This window comes from Burkholderia contaminans (assembly GCF_029633825.1).
Taxonomy (GTDB): Bacteria; Pseudomonadota; Gammaproteobacteria; order Burkholderiales; family Burkholderiaceae; genus Burkholderia; species Burkholderia contaminans.
In genome coordinates this window covers 2581655-2596512 of the sequence record NZ_CP090640.1, presented here as the reverse complement: position 1 = coordinate 2596512, position 14858 = coordinate 2581655, and the positions used below count along the sequence as shown (strand labels likewise).

Below are 14858 nucleotides of genomic sequence, written 5' to 3'. Positions count from 1 at the left end.
ATCGGCCGCGCCGAAACAACAACATTCGAACCCAGGAAACACGTCATGAGCTGGAACGTCCGCATCGGTATCAATCCCCTGTCGTGGATGAACGACGACCTGCCGTCGCTCGGCGGCGAGACGCCGCTCGAAACGGCGCTGAAGGAAGGCGCCGAAATCGGCTACGCGGGCTTCGAGCTCGGCAACAAGTTTCCGAAGACGGGCCCCGAGCTGAAAGCGAAGCTCGCCGAGTTCGGCCTTGTGTGCGTGTCGGGCTGGTATTCGGGATTCCTCGCAGAAGTCGAGCCGGGCACGAGCGACGCCGATGCGGTCGCCGCCGAGATCGAGCGCTGCCGCGCGCACATGACGAAGCTGCAGGTCAACGACGTGAAGGTGGTGGTCTACGGCGAATGCGCGGGCACGATCCAGGGCAACATCGACACGCCGGTCGCGAAGCGCCCGCGCTTCGTCGACGCCGAAGCCTGGCGGCGCTACGCGGCGCGCCTCGACGCGTTCGGCGCGCACCTGCTCGACACGTACGGGATCAAGCTTGCCTACCATCACCACATGGGCGCGTACGTCGAGTCGCCCGACGACGTCGACCGGCTGATGGCGCTGACCGACCCGGCGAAGGTGTTCCTGCTGTTCGACACCGGCCACGCGTATTTCGGCGGTGCGGCCGACCCGGTCGCGCTGCTGAAGAAGCATGTGTCGCGCGTGGTGCACGTGCATTGCAAGGACGTGCGGCCGCAGGTCGTCACGCAGGCGCGCAACGACGGCTGGAGCTTCCTGAACGGCGTGATCAACGGCACCTTCACGGTGCCGGGCGACGGCGCGCTCGACTACGAGGCGACGCTGCGCACGCTGAAGGACGCCGGCTACGAAGGCTGGCTCGTCGTCGAGGCCGAGCAGGATCCGGCCGTCGCGCCGAGCTATGCGTATGCGAAGAAGGGTTACGAATCGCTGCGCGCGATCGTCGACCGGTTGAGCGCGTGAACGCGTGAACGCGCGAACGCATGAACGCGTGAGCCCTACCCTGATACGGAGCCCCACCCCATGACGATTTCTCCCCTGCTGGTCAAAGCTTCTGCCGACCGCGAGATCTGCAACGTCACGCCCGAGTCGGCCGGCTGGAAGCACGTCGGCTTCCGCGCGCTGCGCCTGAAGGCCGGCGACACCGAAACGCTCGACACCGGCGCGCGCGAACTGTGCGTCGTCGTGCTCACCGGCACGGTACGCGCCGATGTCGACGGTAAAACCCACGATGCGCTCGGCAAACGCGACAGCGTGTTCGAGGACGTTTCGCCGGACGCGCTGTACGTGCCGGGCGGCAAGACGGTCACGCTGGTCGCGACGCGCGATGCGGAAGTCGCGCTGTGCACCGCGCCGTACGCGAGCGGCGACAAGCCCGTGCAACGCCTCGACGGCGAGCGGATGCGCCGCTCGGTACGCGGGCAAGGCACCAACACGCGCTACGTGTGCGACATCCTGATGGGCGACAACCCGGCGGCCGACCGGCTGCTCGTGGTCGAGGTCGTCACGCCGGCCAGCCATTCGAGCAGCTATCCGCCGCACAAGCACGACCGCGACGCGGCGCCTGACGAAACGTCGCTGGAGGAAACCTATTACCACCGGATCGATCCGCCGCAGGGTTTCGCGTTCCAGCGCGTGTACACGGACGACCGCAGCCTCGACGAAGCGTGCGCGGTCGAGGACCACGACGTCGTGATGGTGCCGCGCGGCTACCACCCGGTGGTCGCGCCGCACGGCTACAACCTGTACTACCTGAACGTGATGGCCGGGCCGAGCCGCGCGTGGGCGTTCAAGAACGATCCCGCGCACGAGTGGATGCTCGACGCACCGAAGCAGTGATGGACAGACGGGCCCGCGCGCGGCCCGTGACGATGCGACGCCCGGCGCGCGCACCCAGCGCCGGCGACGCCACGGAGCCGCCATGGTGACGACCCTCTTTCGCCTCGAACCCCACCCCTTCGACGACGCGTCGAGCCCGGCGCTGCCGCGCTTCGATGCGGCGGTCGCCCGCCGGATGGGTGAAATCGCCGTCAACCTTGCGTCGCGCCGCGGGCTGCCGATCGCGGTGAGCATCGTCGGCGAGCAGGCACCGCTGTTCTACTGCGCGCTCGACGGCAGCGCCGCCGGCGACAGCGAAGCGATCCGCCGGCGGCAGAACACGGTATTGCGCTTCGGCCTCAGTTCGCTCGCGGTCGGCGAGCGCTTTCGCCGCGCCGGCTGGTCGCTGCAGTCGCAGGGACTGTCGGATGACGACTATGCGCTCGACGGCGGCGGCGTGCCGTTGCGGATCGCCGGCGCCGGCATCGTCGGTGCGATGACGATCGCGGGGCTCGACTCGGAACGGAATCACGCGCTCGTCGTCGAGAGCCTGCAGTGGCACGTCGGCCGCTACGCGCTCGCGATGCACGCGTAACGTGACGGGCGGCACCATCGGCGCACGCGCGCCGCTGCACCGCCCTTGCCGGATCAGTTCAACCCGCCGCTCACGACGAGGTGCTCGCCGGTCATCCAGCGCGCATCGTCCGATGCGAGGAACACGGCCACCGACGCGATGTCGTCCGGCTCGCCGAGGCGGCCGAGCGGCGTCTGGCTGCGCACCTGCTTTTCGAGATCGGAGCCGATGATCCCCGCGCTGTGCGCGCCCTCGGTCACGATCATCCCCGGGTTGATCGCGTTCACGCGAATCTTGCGCGGGCCGAGTTCGAGCGCAAGCACGCCGGTGATCGCGTCGACCGCACCCTTGGTGCCGCTGTACACGGCGCTGGCCGGCGGCGTGATGCTGGTCACGACCGAGCTGATGTTGATGATGCTCGCGCCTTCGCCGAGATGCTTGACCGCTGCCTGCGTGGTCAGCAGCACGCCGAACACGTTCGTGTCGAACTGCCGGCGGTAGTGCTCTTCGGTGATCGCTTCGATCGGTGCGAATTCATACACGCCGGAATTGTTGACGAGCACGTCGAGACGGCCATACGTGTCGATCGCGGTATCGACGATGCGTTGCGCGTCGGCTGCCTTCGACACGTCGCCACCGACCGCGACCGCGCGGCCGCCGGCTTCGACGATCGCGCTCACGACCGCATCGGCACCCGCCTTGCTGCTCGCGTAGTTCACGACGACCGACGCGCCTTCCGCGGCCAGCGCCTTCGCGATCGCCGCGCCGATGCCCTTCGAGCCGCCCGTGACGATCGCGACCTTGTTTGCCAGCTTGCTCATGATTTCATTCCTCAGTCCAAGACTTTCGATGGAGGGTGCCGGCTGCCGGGTTGTTGAGTCGATGTGCAACCGGTATGACCGGCAATTTACGGTGCGGCTTGGCGGCGATAAAGCGGCTCGCCACGAATTGACTGGCAGCGTTTCCCGAACAATCGCTCGCGCGCCGTCAGCCGGCGCTCAGCCATGCGGTCGCGACGTCGCCGCCCAGGCCGTCGAGCGCACCGTCGTAGACGATCTGCCCTCGCCCCATCACCGCGACGCGCCGCGCGAGCCGCGGCGCGAACTGCAGCCGCTGCTCGATCAGCACGATCGCGACGCCGTCAGCCTGCAGCGCGGCGAGGCATGCGCCGACTTCGTCGACCGCGAGCGGCGCGAGGCCTTCCGCCGGTTCGTCGACGATCAGCACGCGCGGGCGGCCGGCCAGCGCCCGCACTAGCGCGAGCACCTGCTGCTCGCCGCCCGACAGCCGCCCCGCTTTCACGTCCGCGCGCGCGGCCAGCAACGGAAAGCGGTCGAACAGCCGTTCGAGCGCCGTGCGTTCAGCCGCGCCGCTGACGCCGCGCAATCCGAGCCGCAGGTTGTCGCGCACCGTCAGCAGCGGGAACACGTCGCGGCTTTCAGCGACGTAAGCGACGCCGCGCCGCGCGATCTCGAACGTGCGCGCGCCCACGCATTCGGCGCCGCCGATGCGCACCGAGCCGGCCGTGCGCACGAGCCCCATCACGGCCTTCGCGAGCGTCGAGCGCCCCGAGCCGTTGCGGCCGAGCAGCGCGAGCGTCTCGCCCGGCGCGAGCGCGAGATCGACGCCGTCGAGCACGGGTTGCAGGCCGTACCACGCGCGCAGGTCGCGAATGTCGAGCAACGCGCTCATGGGCCGCCCTCGCCCAGATAGGCGGCCCGCACGGCCGGATCGGTGCGGATCGCATCCGGCGCGCCGGTCGCGACCACCGTGCCGCGCACGAGCACCGTGATGCGTTCGGCGAAGCCGAACACCGCATCCATGTCGTGTTCGATCAGCAGGACCGTGCGCCCCTGCGTCGTCGCACGAATCAGCGCGATCATCCGCGCCGCCTGCGCGCGGCTCATGCCGGCCGTCGGCTCGTCGAGCAGCAGCGTGCGCGCGCCGCTCGCGAGTGCGATCCCGAGATCGAGCGCGCGCTGTTCCGCATAGCTCAGTTCGCCGGCGAGCGTGTCGCGGTGCGCATCGAGGCCGATGTCGTGCAGCACGCGAGCGGCCGCGAGATCGACCGATGCCGATTCGCGCAGCCGGTTCCACCAGCGCCGCCGTTCGGCCGGTGCATGCAGCGCCGCGCAGCGCAGGTTGTCGAACACGGTCAGCCGCGCGAACGCGCTCGTCTGCTGGAAACTGCGGCCGATGCCGAGCCGGCTCGCGACGACCGGCCCGCGCCCGCGCAGCTCGACGCCGTGCAGCACGACGCGCCCGCGCGTCGGCCGCACCGCGCCGGCGATCACGCCGAACAGCGTCGACTTGCCCGCGCCGTTCGGCCCGATCAGCGCATGACGCTCGCCGGCCGCGATGCTCAGCTCGACGCCGTCGAGCACCGTCTGCGCGCCGAAGCGCTGCACCACGCCGTGCAGCGCGATCGCGTTGCCGTTCATCGCCCGTCCTCCCGCTTGCCGGCCGGCGCGCCCGGCACGAGCCGCGCGCGCCAGCCCCACAGCAGCGTCCCGATGCCGAACGCGGAGCACGCGACGGCCCAGCCGGCCGGCGTATCGGCGTCGATGCGCCGGGCGCCGAACGCGAAGCCCGCGCCGTCGTCCTGCGCGAAGCGCCACGCATAGCCGAGCTCGGCCGCGCAGACGAGCGCGACGCCCCAGAACACCCAAGCACCGACCGCGCACAGCATGCGCCACCGCTCGACCGCCGGCGCGCCGCGCCGCGCCGCATGCGCGAGCGCTTGCACGATCCCGGCGATCCCGCGCGGCGCCGCCACGACGATCACGACGAACAGCACGCCGAGATAAAGCGCCCATGCACGCGACACGCCCGCGACGACGATGCTCAGCACCGTGAGGACGGCGGCCCCGGCCGCCGGCCCGAAGAACGCACCGGTGCCGCCGATCACCGCGGCGATCAGCACGGTCGCCGAGCGCGCCATCGATACGCTGTCGGGCGTCGCGATTTCGACGTCGATCAGCGTCAGCGTGCCGGCGACGCCGGCGAAGAACGACGCGCAGGTGACCATCGCGAGCCGCACGCGGCGCGGATCGGACCCGAGCGCGGCGACGCGCACCGGGTTGTCGCGCACCGCATTCGCGAGCCGCGCGAGCGGCGTGCGTGTCAGTGCGTGCATCGCCCACGCCGATGCGAGACACCACGCGGCGATCACCGCATACGCGTGGACAGGTGCGCCGAAATGCCAGGCGCCCCACGGCGTGCCGCTCGCGCGGTCGATCGGCACGCCGCCGATCCCGCCGAACCAGGCCGGCACGCTCCACGCGGCGGCCGCGACGCATTCGCCGAGCCCGAGCGTGATCATCGCGAACGCGGTGCCCGAGCGGCGCGTCGCGAGCAGCCCGGCGGCGAAACCGAAGCCGGCGCCGGCCACACCGCCGACGAGCGGCAACAGCGGCAGCGGACCGCCGAAGTGGTTGAACCAGTGCGCGGCCGCGAACGCGCCGAGGCCCGCGAACGCCGCGTGCCCGAACGACAGCAGCCCGGTCGTGCCGAGCTGCAGGTTGTACGACAGCGCGAGCACGACGAGCGCGGCCGTCTGCGCGAGATAGCCGAGCACCGCGCCATGCGGCCACAGCCATGCGGGCAGCACGACGCATGCCGAGAACAGGGACCAGCGCGCGACGCCGGCGAGCGTGCGGCTAAGCATCGGCACGCTCGCCGAACAGCCCGCGCGGCCGCGCGACCAGCACCGCGACGAGCAGCAGGTACGGCACCAGCGGCGCCAGCTGCGCGATCGACACCGCGGCCACGCTGTCGGGCAGCACGATGCCGGCCCATTCCGTGAGGTCGCGCAGCGACGTGTCGCTCGCGGCCGCGAAGGTCTGCGCGAAGCCGACCGCGAGCGACGCCGCGAACGCGCCGCCGAGCGAGCCGAGCCCGCCGATCACGACGACCGCGAACACGACCGACCCGACCGTTTCGGCCAGCGCGGGCTCGATCACCGCGAGCGGCGCGCCGATCACGCCGGCCAGCGCCGCGAGCGCGGTGCCCGCGCCGAACAGCGCCGTCATCACGCGCGGCACATCGTAGCCGAGCGCCTCGACGGCCGCGCGGTGCGTGAGCGCCGCGCGCACGACGAGCCCGATGCGCGACGCGCGCAGCAGCGCGCCGAGCGCGACCAGCATCGCCGTGGACATCCCCATCATGAACAGCCGGTAGCGCGGCAGCGCGAGGCCGAATACGGTCACGGGCGCGCCGTCGAACAGCGCCGGCACGGGCGCCGGCAGCGGCGCGAGGCCCCACACGAGTTTCGCGCCCTCGCCGATCAAGTACGCGAGGCCGAAGGTCAGCAGCAGTTCGCTCGTATGGCCGCGCGCCTGCACGCGGCGCAGCAACGTGCGCTCGCAGCCGGCGCCGAGCAGCCCGACCGTCAGCGGCGCGAGCACCAGCGCGGGCCAGAAACCCGCGCCGGCCGCGATGCTGTAGCCGACGTACGCGCCGAGCATGTAGAAGCTCGCATGCGCGAAATTGAGCACGCCCTGCACGCTGAAGATCAGCGTGAGTCCGGCCGACAGCATGAACAGCAGCAGGCCGTAGCTGAGGCCGTTGAAGGCCTGGAGCGCGAACGCGTGCACCGCGCAGTCAGGCCGCGAGCGGCTCGAGCGCGGCGCGCAGCGCATCGGGCAGCGGCACCGGCCGGCGCGTGCCGCGATCGACGTACACGTGCACGAAATGCCCCTGCGCGGCGGGCGATGCATCGCCTTGCGCGAACAGCCCGACCTCGTAGCGCACGCTCGACGTGCCGAGCTTCACGACCCGCAACCCGGCGTCGACCGACTGCGGGAACACGAGCGGCGCGAAGTAGTTGCACTGCGTCTCGACCACGAGGCCGATCGTCTGCCCGTGCTCGACGTCGAGCACGCCCGCGCGGATCAGGTATTCGTTCACGACCGTGTCGAAGTAGCTGTAGTAGACGACGTTGTTCACGTGCCCGTAGACGTCGTTGTCCATCCAGCGGGTCGTGATCGGCAGGAAGTGGCGATAGGCGTCGCGCGGACGCGGTTGCGGCTTGTCGGACATGGCGATGGCGGTCAGGACGATGGAAGCGTGGTGGACGACGCGCGGCCGCCGCGGGACACGGCGCACCGGCAGGAAGCGGAACGCCGCGCCGCGATCGCTCGCGGCGCGGCGGATGCAACGCGGCTCACGGGCCGGCCCGTCACTGCCCCGGCCGGTCGACGAACTCGAAATCGAGGCCGCGCGCACGCATCCAGTCGGCGAGCGCGACGCCCGTGCCGGCGCGCCACGGGCGCAGCAGCGGCGGATCGACGAGCTTGTATTCGAGCAGTTCCGGCGACAGCGCGACCGTGCCCGATGCACGCACGTGGTACGCGATGATCAGCTCGTTCTTGCGGATGAATTCGTAGACGCCGACGAGCGACACGTGCTCGGCCTTCAGCGCCGTTTCCTCGAAGACCTCGCGCGCGATGCCGTCCTCGGGCGTCTCGCCGTTCTCGAGGAAGCCGGTGATCAGCGCGAACATGCCTTCGGGCCAGGCCGCGTTGCGCGCGAGCAGGATCTTGCCGTCGAGCTCGACGATCGCCGCGACGACGGGCAGCGGGTTGTTCCAGTGCACATAGCCGCAGGTGTCGTCGGGGCACGCCTGGCGAATGCGGCCGCCTTCATGGTCGGGATCGGCGCGCTCGGTGAGCGGGCTCGCGCAGCGCGGGCAAAAGCGGTAATCGGCGGTGGTCATCGATGGGGATCTGGCAGGCGCCGGACGGCCGCCTGCCGGCTGCCCGCGCACCCGCTCGGCGCGGGAAAGGCTTCATTCTAGCGAGTTTGCCCGGGCCGCAGACGATCCGGCCCCGCCGGCATCAGGGTTGCCGGCGCCCTCGTGCGGCGGTCGCCGCGAAGCCGGCGGCGCCCAGCAGCAGCGCGGCTACCGCAACCCACAGCGCGGGCGAAAACGACCCGAAGCGCGCGGCCAGCGGCGCCGCGACGAGCGGGCCGAGAATCTGCCCGACCCCGTACGACGCGGTCGCATAGCCCATCAGCCCGGCTGCCCGCTCGCCGTGCAAGCGCCGCGCCTCGCGCATCGCGAACAGCGTGATCGCGGTGAACGGCAGGCCGAGCAGCGCGCTGCCGACCGAGAAGCCGGCCGCGTTCGGCCACACGATGCCGGCGGCAATGCCGAGCGCCTGTGTCGCGCAACCGGCCGCCAGCAGCAGCCGGTTGTCCCAGTGCGCGGGCAGTCGCGCGGCGGTGATCGCGCCGACGATCAGCGCCGCGCCGAACATCGGCCAGAACAGGTCGGGCCATGGCGAGCCGGCCGGCAGCGCGGCGCGCGCGATCACGGGCAGGAACGTCGCGGTGATGATGTAGCCGAAGCCCGGCATGCCGTACAGCACGACGAGCCATGCGGCGTCCGCGCGATGGCGGCGCGCGTGCGCGTGGTTCGGCGCGGTGGCGGCGGCCACATGCGGCGCGGCACCGCCCGGCGGCGGCACGGCTTGCGCCGGGGCGGCCACAAACGTGCGCCAGATCACGACCGACAGCACCGCGGACAGCGCGGCGAACCCGAGCCAGCCCGACGCCGCGCGCTGGCCGGCCAGCGCGCTGCCGATCAGCCCCGTCACCACGATGCCGACGCCGGGCCCGGCGTAGATCACTCCGCTCCACGCCGGCGCATGCAGTTCGGCCAACCGCCGCAGCCCCCATTGCGACACGAACACGAACGTCCATGCGCTGACGACGCCCGCGACGAAGCGCACCGCGAGCCACACCGGCAGCAGGTGGCCGATACCCATCGCGGCAGTGAGCAGCACGGTGGCCACGAGCCCGACGCGCACCATGCGCGCGGGCGCCACCCGCAGCGCCGCGCAACTGACCGCGCCGACGAAGTAGCCCGCGTAGTTCGCCGACGCGAGCCAGCCGCCGGCCTTCAGGCCGATCGAGCCGTCCGCGAGCATCAGCGGCAACAAGGGCGTGAACGCAAAGCGGCCGACGCCGAGCACGACCGCGAGGCCGACCATGCAGGCCAGCGCGGCCGCGCGGGCGCGGCGGTCGGCATCATCGACGGGAGGCGCGCCGGCGGCGGCGGTCGGGGCATCGGAGCGGGACATGGCAGCAAGGGCCGGCGTTCAACGCGCGGGCCGGATCGGAAATCGGAATGCTTCCATCCTAGCTTGACCAAACGTTCTCGAAAAATGAATAATTGAGAATCCAATCATCGCTCGGAGAGAATCATGGACCTGGCGGCGCTGGCGATTTTCCGGGCCGTGGTGCGCGAGAACGGCGTGACGCGCGCGGCGGCCAAGCTCAATCGCGTGCAGTCGAACGTCACGACGCGCATCAAGCAGCTCGAGGAGGAACTCGGGGCGGCGCTGTTCGTGCGCGACGGCCGCCGCCTCGTGCTGACGCCGGCCGGGCACACGCTGCTGCCGTATGCCGAGCGCCTGCTCGCGCTCGCCGACGAGGCGCGCGATGCCGTGCGCGAGGACACGCCGCGCGGGCGGCTGCGGCTCGGCACGATGGAGAGCACGGCGGCGAGCCGCCTGCCGACCGTGCTCGCGCGCTATCACCACGCATGGCCCGACGTGTCGCTCGAGCTGCTGACGGGCACGACGGGCTGGCTGATCGACCGCGTGCGCGATTTCGAAATCGACGCCGCGCTGTTCGCGCGCCCGCCCGCGCCGGAGACGCTCCCCGACACGTTCGAGACGGTGCCGGTCTTCCGCGAGGACCTGGTGCTGCTCACGCCGCGCGGCCACCCGCCGGTGCGCACGCCGCGCGACGTGATCCTGCCGACGCTGATCGCGTTCGAGCGCGGCTGCACGTATCGCAAGTACGTCGAGCAGTGGTACGCAGGGCACGGCGTCAAGCCGGCGCGCGTGCTCGAACTCGGGTCGTATCACGCGATCGTCGCGTGCGTCGCGGCGGGTGCCGGCATCGCGGTCGCGCCGCGTTCGGTGCTCGATTTGCAGCCCGAAACCGGCAACATCGCCGCGCACGTGATCCCCGAACTGGAAGGTATCGATACGCTGCTCGCGTGGCGGCAGGGTTATGCGTCGGCTGCCCTCGCCGCGCTGCGCGATGCACTCACGGAAGCCGGACGGCCGCCCGCCGATGCGACGAAGCCCGCGGTGACCGTGACGGCCTGACCCGTGTTCGCGCGTCGCCGCCCGGATCGACGCGCAAAAACAAAAAGACCCGACCGGCGCATGCCGATCGGGTCTCTTTCATTTCACGCAATGCCGCAACGGGGCGGCATCACATCGGTCGGAGCGATCAGAGCCGCTCTTCGACCCAGCCCTTCACGCCAGCCAGCGCGCCCGGCAGGTTCGCCGGCTCGGTGCCGCCTGCCTGCGCCATGTCCGGACGGCCGCCACCCTTGCCGCCGACCTGCTGCGCGACGAAGTTCACGAGCTCGCCGGCCTTGACCTTCTTGCTCGCGTCGGGCGTGACGCCTGCGATCAGGCTGACCTTGCCGCCTTCGACGGCCGCCAGCACGATCGCCGCGCTCTTCAGCTTGTCCTTCAGCTTGTCGACCGTTTCGCGCAACGTCTTCGCGTCGGCGCCGTCGAGTGTCGCGGCCAGCACGAACACGCCGCCGATTTCGACCGCCTGCTGCGCGAGCTCGTCGCCCTGGCTCGATGCGAGCTTCGACTTCAGCGCGCCCAGCTCCTTCTCGAGCGACTTCACCTGGTCCTGCACCTGCGCGATACGCTGCGTGAGCTCCGACGGCTGCGCCTTCAGCGCGGCCGCGGCTTCGTTCACGCGTGCGTCGAGTTCCTGCACGTAGCGCACCGCGTTGTCGCCAGTGATCGCCTCGACGCGGCGGATGCCGGCCGCGACGCCGCCTTCGACGACGATCTTGAACAAGCCGATGTCGCCGGTGCGGTGCACGTGCGTGCCGCCGCACAGTTCGCGCGAGAAGCCGAGGTCGAGCACGCGCACTTCATCGCCGTACTTCTCGCCGAACAGCGCCATCGCGCCGCCCTTCACCGCTTCGTCGTACGGCATCACGCGCACGATGCCCGGCGCGTTCGCAAGGATTTCGTCGTTGACGATCTGCTCGACGCGACGGATTTCGTCGTCGGTCATCGGTGCGTTGTGCGCGAAGTCGAAACGGGTCTTTTCCGCGTCGACCAGCGAACCCTTCTGCTGCACGTGCGCGCCGAGCACTTCGCGCAGCGCCTTGTGCATCAGGTGGGTGGCCGAGTGGTTGCGCTGCGTGCGGGCGCGGCGATGCGCGTCGATTTCCGCGCGCAGCACGTCGCCCACCTTCAGCGTGCCCTGCTCCAGCGTGCCGTGATGGCCGATCACGTCGGCCTGCACCTTCAGCGTGTCGGCCACCGCGAAGCGCGTCGCGGCGTTCGCGAGCACGCCCTGGTCGCCGACCTGGCCGCCCGATTCCGCATAGAACGGCGTGTGGTCGAGCACGACGACCGCGTCCTGGCCCGTCTTCACTTCGTTGACCGACGAACCGTCGACGTACAGCGCGACGACCTTCGCGTCGTCGAACGCGATTTCCTCATAGCCGTGGAACGTGGTCTTCGCGCCCGTGTATTCGAGGCCCTGCGCGGCCTTGAACTTGCCGGCCGCACGGGCCTGCTCGCGCTGGCGCGCCATCGCGTCGTCGAATGCCGGCTCGTCGACCGTCATCCCGCGCTCGCGGCACACGTCGGCCGTGAGGTCGAGCGGGAAGCCGTAGGTGTCGTGCAGCTTGAACGCGAGTTCGCCGTCGAGCACCTTGCCGCCCTTCGCCTCGACATCGGCCAGCGCGGCTTCGAGGATCGACATGCCGTGCTCGATCGTCTCGAAGAAGCGCTCTTCTTCCTGGCGCAGCACGTCGGTCACGCGCTGTTCGGCTTCCTTCAGCTCCGGGTAGGCCGTGCCCATCTCGGCGACGAGGTCGGCCACCAGCTTGTGGAAGAACGCGCCCTTGCGGCCGAGCTTGTAGCCGTGGCGGATCGCGCGGCGCACGATCCGGCGCAGCACGTAGCCGCGGCCTTCGTTGCCGGGAATCACGCCGTCGACGATCAGGAACGAGCATGCGCGGATGTGATCGGCGATCACCTTCAGCGAGTTGTTCGTGAGGTCGCTGATTTCGGTCACGCGCGCGGCGGCCTTGATCAGGTTCTGGAACAGGTCGATCTCGTAGTTGCTGTGCACGTGCTGCAGCACCGCGGCGAGACGCTCGAGGCCCATGCCGGTGTCGACCGACTGCTTCGGCAGGCGCGTCATGTTGCCCTGCGCGTCGCGGTTGAACTGCATGAACACGAGGTTCCAGATCTCGATGTAGCGATCGCCGTCTTCCTCGGGCGACCCCGGCGGCCCGCCCCACACGTCCGGGCCGTGGTCGTAGAAGATTTCGGTACACGGGCCGCACGGGCCGGTGTCGCCCATCGTCCAGAAGTTGTCCGACGCGTAGCGCGCGCCCTTGTTGTCGCCGATGCGGATGATGCGCTCGGTCGGCACGCCGACTTCCTTCGCCCAGATGTCGTAAGCTTCGTCGTCTTCCTGGTAGACCGTGACCCACAGCTTGTCCTTCGGCAGCTGGTAGACCGTGGTCAGCAGCTCCCACGCGAACTTGATCGCGTCGTGCTTGAAGTAGTCGCCGAACGAGAAGTTGCCGAGCATCTCGAAGAACGTGTGGTGGCGCGCCGTGTAGCCGACGTTCTCGAGGTCGTTGTGCTTGCCGCCCGCGCGCACGCTGCGCTGCGCCGTCGTGGCGCGCGAGTACGGACGCGGATCCGTGCCGAGGAACACGTCCTTGAACTGGACCATGCCCGAGTTCGTGAACATCAGCGTGGGGTCGTTACCGGGCACGAGGCTCGACGAGCGGACGATCGTGTGGCCCTTCGATTCGAAGAATTTGAGGAATTTCTCGCGGATTTCGGCAGCTTTCATGGCGTGCGGGGACAGTCTGGCAAAGACGGCTTCAAACGCCGGCGCCCTTGTCGGGGCGCGCGGCGGCATGGATTCGGAAACGATCGATTATACGGGATCGGGGCCCGCTTCCGGGCAAAGCGCCGGAAAGCGGCTCGGCCATCCGGCCGGCCCGGGCGGGGCCCGTTTCCGCCAATGACGGGCGCCAGGCCACCCGCGCGGCCGATTCGCCTTAAGATGCTCGGCATGCCAACCGGCCTTGCCCGACAAGGCGAGCCATGAAAGGAGACGATTCGACGATGGGTGCCCTGAGCCATATCCGCGTGCTGGACCTCACCCGCGTGCTCGCGGGCCCGTGGTGCGCGCAGACGCTTGCCGATTTCGGCGCGGACGTGATCAAGGTCGAGCGCCCGGGCGCCGGCGACGACACGCGCCACTGGGGGCCGCCGTACCTGAAGGACGCCGACGGCGCGGATACCGCCGAGGCCGCGTACTACCTCGCGGCGAACCGCAACAAGCGCTCGGTGACGGTCGACATTGCCACGCCCGAGGGCCAGCAGATCGTGCGCGAGCTCGCCGCGCAGAGCGACGTCGTGCTCGAGAACTACAAGGTCGGCCAGCTGAAGAAATACGGGCTCGACTACGACTCGCTGCGTGCGGTGAAGCCCGACCTCGTCTACTGCTCGGTCACCGGCTTCGGCCAGACCGGCCCGTACGCGCACCGCGCGGGCTACGACTTCATCATCCAGGGGATCGGCGGCTTCATGAGCATCACCGGCGAGCGCGACGGCGAGCCGGGCGGCGGCCCGCAGAAGGCCGGCGTCGCGATCGCCGACCTCGCGACCGGCCTCTACTCGACGATCGCGGTGCTCGCCGCGCTCGCGCATCGCGACCGGACCGGCGAAGGCCAGTACATCGACATGGCGCTGCTCGACGTGCAGGTCGCGCTGCTCGCGAACATGAACACCAATTTCCTCGCGAGCGGCAAGCCGCCGGTGCGCTGGGGCAACGCGCATCCGAACATCGTGCCGTACCAGACGTTCCAGACGCGCGACGGGTGGATCATCGTCGCGGTCGGCAACGACGGGCAGTTCCGCAAGTTCGTCGAGGCCGGCGGCCGGCCCGAACTGGCGGATGACGAGCGTTTCGCGACGAATCCGTCGCGCGTGCGCCACCGCGACACGCTGGTGCCGATCCTCGCGGAGATGGTGAAGGCGCGCGACAAGGCCGACTGGATCGGCGCGCTCGAAGCGGCCGGCGTGCCGTGCGGCCCGATCAACGATCTCGACGAGGTGTTCGACAACGAGCAGGTCGTCGCGCGCGGGATGCAGGTGTCGCTGCCGCACCCGTGCGGCGCGGACGCGAAGCTCGTGCGCAACCCGATCCGGATGAGCGCGACGCCGCCCGAGGCACGCACGGCCCCGCCGCTGCTCGGCGCGCAGACCGACGACGTGCTGCGCGACATGCTCGGCTACGACGACGCGAAAATCGCCACGCTGCGGGCGAAACAGGCAATCTGAACGCGGCGGGTGGCGCGGGTGCAGAAGGGCCGCGTGGCATCGGCGTCAACCGCTGCCCTGCCCCGCGCGGTCGATCAATC

At 70.4% G+C, this 14858-nt stretch carries 14 protein-coding genes; 5 read left to right on the top strand and 9 right to left on the bottom strand.

The features are described 5' to 3' along the window. The first annotated feature begins 45 nt into the window (after positions 1 to 45). From iolE to LXE91_RS12080, 3 genes are all read left to right on the top strand, one after another. Entirely contained in the window at positions 46 to 975 is a 930-nt protein-coding gene (gene iolE / locus LXE91_RS12090) for a myo-inosose-2 dehydratase (protein WP_039347409.1), read from the top strand. A 60-nt stretch (positions 976 to 1035) separates the two neighbouring features. Then, positions 1036 to 1851 carry a 5-deoxy-glucuronate isomerase gene (iolB, locus tag LXE91_RS12085; RefSeq protein ID WP_039347413.1) on the top strand — a complete coding sequence of 272 codons (816 nt, stop codon included), beginning with the start codon at positions 1036 to 1038 and terminating at the stop codon, positions 1849 to 1851. Positions 1852 to 1933: 82 nt separating this feature from the next. Continuing rightward, positions 1934 to 2425, top strand: coding sequence for a heme-degrading domain-containing protein (locus LXE91_RS12080; protein WP_039347416.1), 492 nt, complete (start codon positions 1934 to 1936; stop codon positions 2423 to 2425). Between the two features lie 53 nt (positions 2426 to 2478). Here the strand turns inward: LXE91_RS12080 and LXE91_RS12075 are convergent, their stop codons facing one another. From LXE91_RS12075 to LXE91_RS12040, 8 genes are all read right to left on the bottom strand, one after another. Then, complete coding sequence (locus LXE91_RS12075; protein ID WP_039347419.1) at positions 2479 to 3225, bottom strand: glucose 1-dehydrogenase; 747 nt, start codon at positions 3223 to 3225, stop codon at positions 2479 to 2481. A gap of 166 nt (positions 3226 to 3391) precedes the next feature. Continuing rightward, positions 3392 to 4096 carry an ABC transporter ATP-binding protein gene (locus LXE91_RS12070; protein ID WP_039347422.1) on the bottom strand — a complete coding sequence of 235 codons (705 nt, stop codon included), beginning with the start codon at positions 4094 to 4096 and terminating at the stop codon, positions 3392 to 3394. After that, entirely contained in the window at positions 4093 to 4845 is a 753-nt protein-coding gene (locus LXE91_RS12065; protein WP_039347844.1) for an ABC transporter ATP-binding protein, read from the bottom strand. Before LXE91_RS12065 ends, LXE91_RS12070 begins: the two co-directional genes overlap by 4 nt. Then, a complete protein-coding gene (locus tag LXE91_RS12060; protein WP_278068083.1) occupies positions 4842 to 6071 on the bottom strand; it encodes a branched-chain amino acid ABC transporter permease in 1230 nt (409 codons plus the stop codon). Before LXE91_RS12060 ends, LXE91_RS12065 begins: the two co-directional genes overlap by 4 nt. Then, complete coding sequence (locus tag LXE91_RS12055) at positions 6064 to 6999, bottom strand: branched-chain amino acid ABC transporter permease (RefSeq protein ID WP_039347846.1); 936 nt, start codon at positions 6997 to 6999, stop codon at positions 6064 to 6066. The genes LXE91_RS12060 and LXE91_RS12055 overlap by 8 nt, the downstream gene beginning before the upstream one ends. Positions 7000 to 7006: 7 nt before the next feature. Beyond that, complete coding sequence (locus tag LXE91_RS12050) at positions 7007 to 7444, bottom strand: acyl-CoA thioesterase (protein WP_027787751.1); 438 nt, start codon at positions 7442 to 7444, stop codon at positions 7007 to 7009. A gap of 139 nt (positions 7445 to 7583) precedes the next feature. Further along, complete coding sequence (locus tag LXE91_RS12045; protein WP_039347430.1) at positions 7584 to 8120, bottom strand: NUDIX domain-containing protein; 537 nt, start codon at positions 8118 to 8120, stop codon at positions 7584 to 7586. A gap of 121 nt (positions 8121 to 8241) precedes the next feature. After that, positions 8242 to 9489 carry a YbfB/YjiJ family MFS transporter gene (locus LXE91_RS12040; protein WP_039347433.1) on the bottom strand — a complete coding sequence of 416 codons (1248 nt, stop codon included), beginning with the start codon at positions 9487 to 9489 and terminating at the stop codon, positions 8242 to 8244. A 123-nt stretch (positions 9490 to 9612) separates the two neighbouring features. On the opposite strand from LXE91_RS12040, the gene LXE91_RS12035 reads away from it, so the two are divergent. Further along, complete coding sequence (locus LXE91_RS12035; RefSeq protein WP_039347436.1) at positions 9613 to 10527, top strand: LysR family transcriptional regulator; 915 nt, start codon at positions 9613 to 9615, stop codon at positions 10525 to 10527. A 127-nt stretch (positions 10528 to 10654) separates the two neighbouring features. Here the strand turns inward: LXE91_RS12035 and alaS are convergent, their stop codons facing one another. After that, positions 10655 to 13279: an alanine--tRNA ligase gene (gene alaS, locus LXE91_RS12030; protein WP_039347438.1), complete on the bottom strand. Its 2625-nt coding sequence runs from the start codon at positions 13277 to 13279 to the stop codon at positions 10655 to 10657. A 278-nt stretch (positions 13280 to 13557) separates the two neighbouring features. On the opposite strand from alaS, the gene LXE91_RS12025 reads away from it, so the two are divergent. Continuing rightward, the gene (locus LXE91_RS12025; RefSeq protein WP_039347854.1) at positions 13558 to 14778 is read left to right on the top strand and encodes a CaiB/BaiF CoA transferase family protein; all 1221 of its coding nucleotides are present in this window, start codon (positions 13558 to 13560) and stop codon (positions 14776 to 14778) included. Positions 14779 to 14858: the final 80 nt, after the last annotated feature.

What these genes read in the sequence shown, in the direction of transcription:
- LXE91_RS12050 (WP_027787751.1), bottom strand. Translation starts at nt 7,444, where the DNA reads ATGTCCGACAAGCCGCAACCGCGTCCGCGCGACGCCTATCGCCACTTC.
- iolB (WP_039347413.1), top strand. Translation starts at nt 1,036, where the DNA reads ATGACGATTTCTCCCCTGCTGGTCAAAGCTTCTGCCGACCGCGAGATC.
- alaS (WP_039347438.1), bottom strand. Translation starts at nt 13,279, where the DNA reads ATGAAAGCTGCCGAAATCCGCGAGAAATTCCTCAAATTCTTCGAATCG.
- LXE91_RS12075 (WP_039347419.1), bottom strand. Translation starts at nt 3,225, where the DNA reads ATGAGCAAGCTGGCAAACAAGGTCGCGATCGTCACGGGCGGCTCGAAG.
- LXE91_RS12060 (WP_278068083.1), bottom strand. Translation starts at nt 6,071, where the DNA reads ATGCTTAGCCGCACGCTCGCCGGCGTCGCGCGCTGGTCCCTGTTCTCG.
- LXE91_RS12080 (WP_039347416.1), top strand. Translation starts at nt 1,934, where the DNA reads ATGGTGACGACCCTCTTTCGCCTCGAACCCCACCCCTTCGACGACGCG.
- iolE (WP_039347409.1), top strand. Translation starts at nt 46, where the DNA reads ATGAGCTGGAACGTCCGCATCGGTATCAATCCCCTGTCGTGGATGAAC.
- LXE91_RS12065 (WP_039347844.1), bottom strand. Translation starts at nt 4,845, where the DNA reads ATGAACGGCAACGCGATCGCGCTGCACGGCGTGGTGCAGCGCTTCGGC.
- LXE91_RS12070 (WP_039347422.1), bottom strand. Translation starts at nt 4,096, where the DNA reads ATGAGCGCGTTGCTCGACATTCGCGACCTGCGCGCGTGGTACGGCCTG.
- LXE91_RS12040 (WP_039347433.1), bottom strand. Translation starts at nt 9,489, where the DNA reads ATGTCCCGCTCCGATGCCCCGACCGCCGCCGCCGGCGCGCCTCCCGTC.
- LXE91_RS12025 (WP_039347854.1), top strand. Translation starts at nt 13,558, where the DNA reads ATGGGTGCCCTGAGCCATATCCGCGTGCTGGACCTCACCCGCGTGCTC.
- LXE91_RS12035 (WP_039347436.1), top strand. Translation starts at nt 9,613, where the DNA reads ATGGACCTGGCGGCGCTGGCGATTTTCCGGGCCGTGGTGCGCGAGAAC.
- LXE91_RS12045 (WP_039347430.1), bottom strand. Translation starts at nt 8,120, where the DNA reads ATGACCACCGCCGATTACCGCTTTTGCCCGCGCTGCGCGAGCCCGCTC.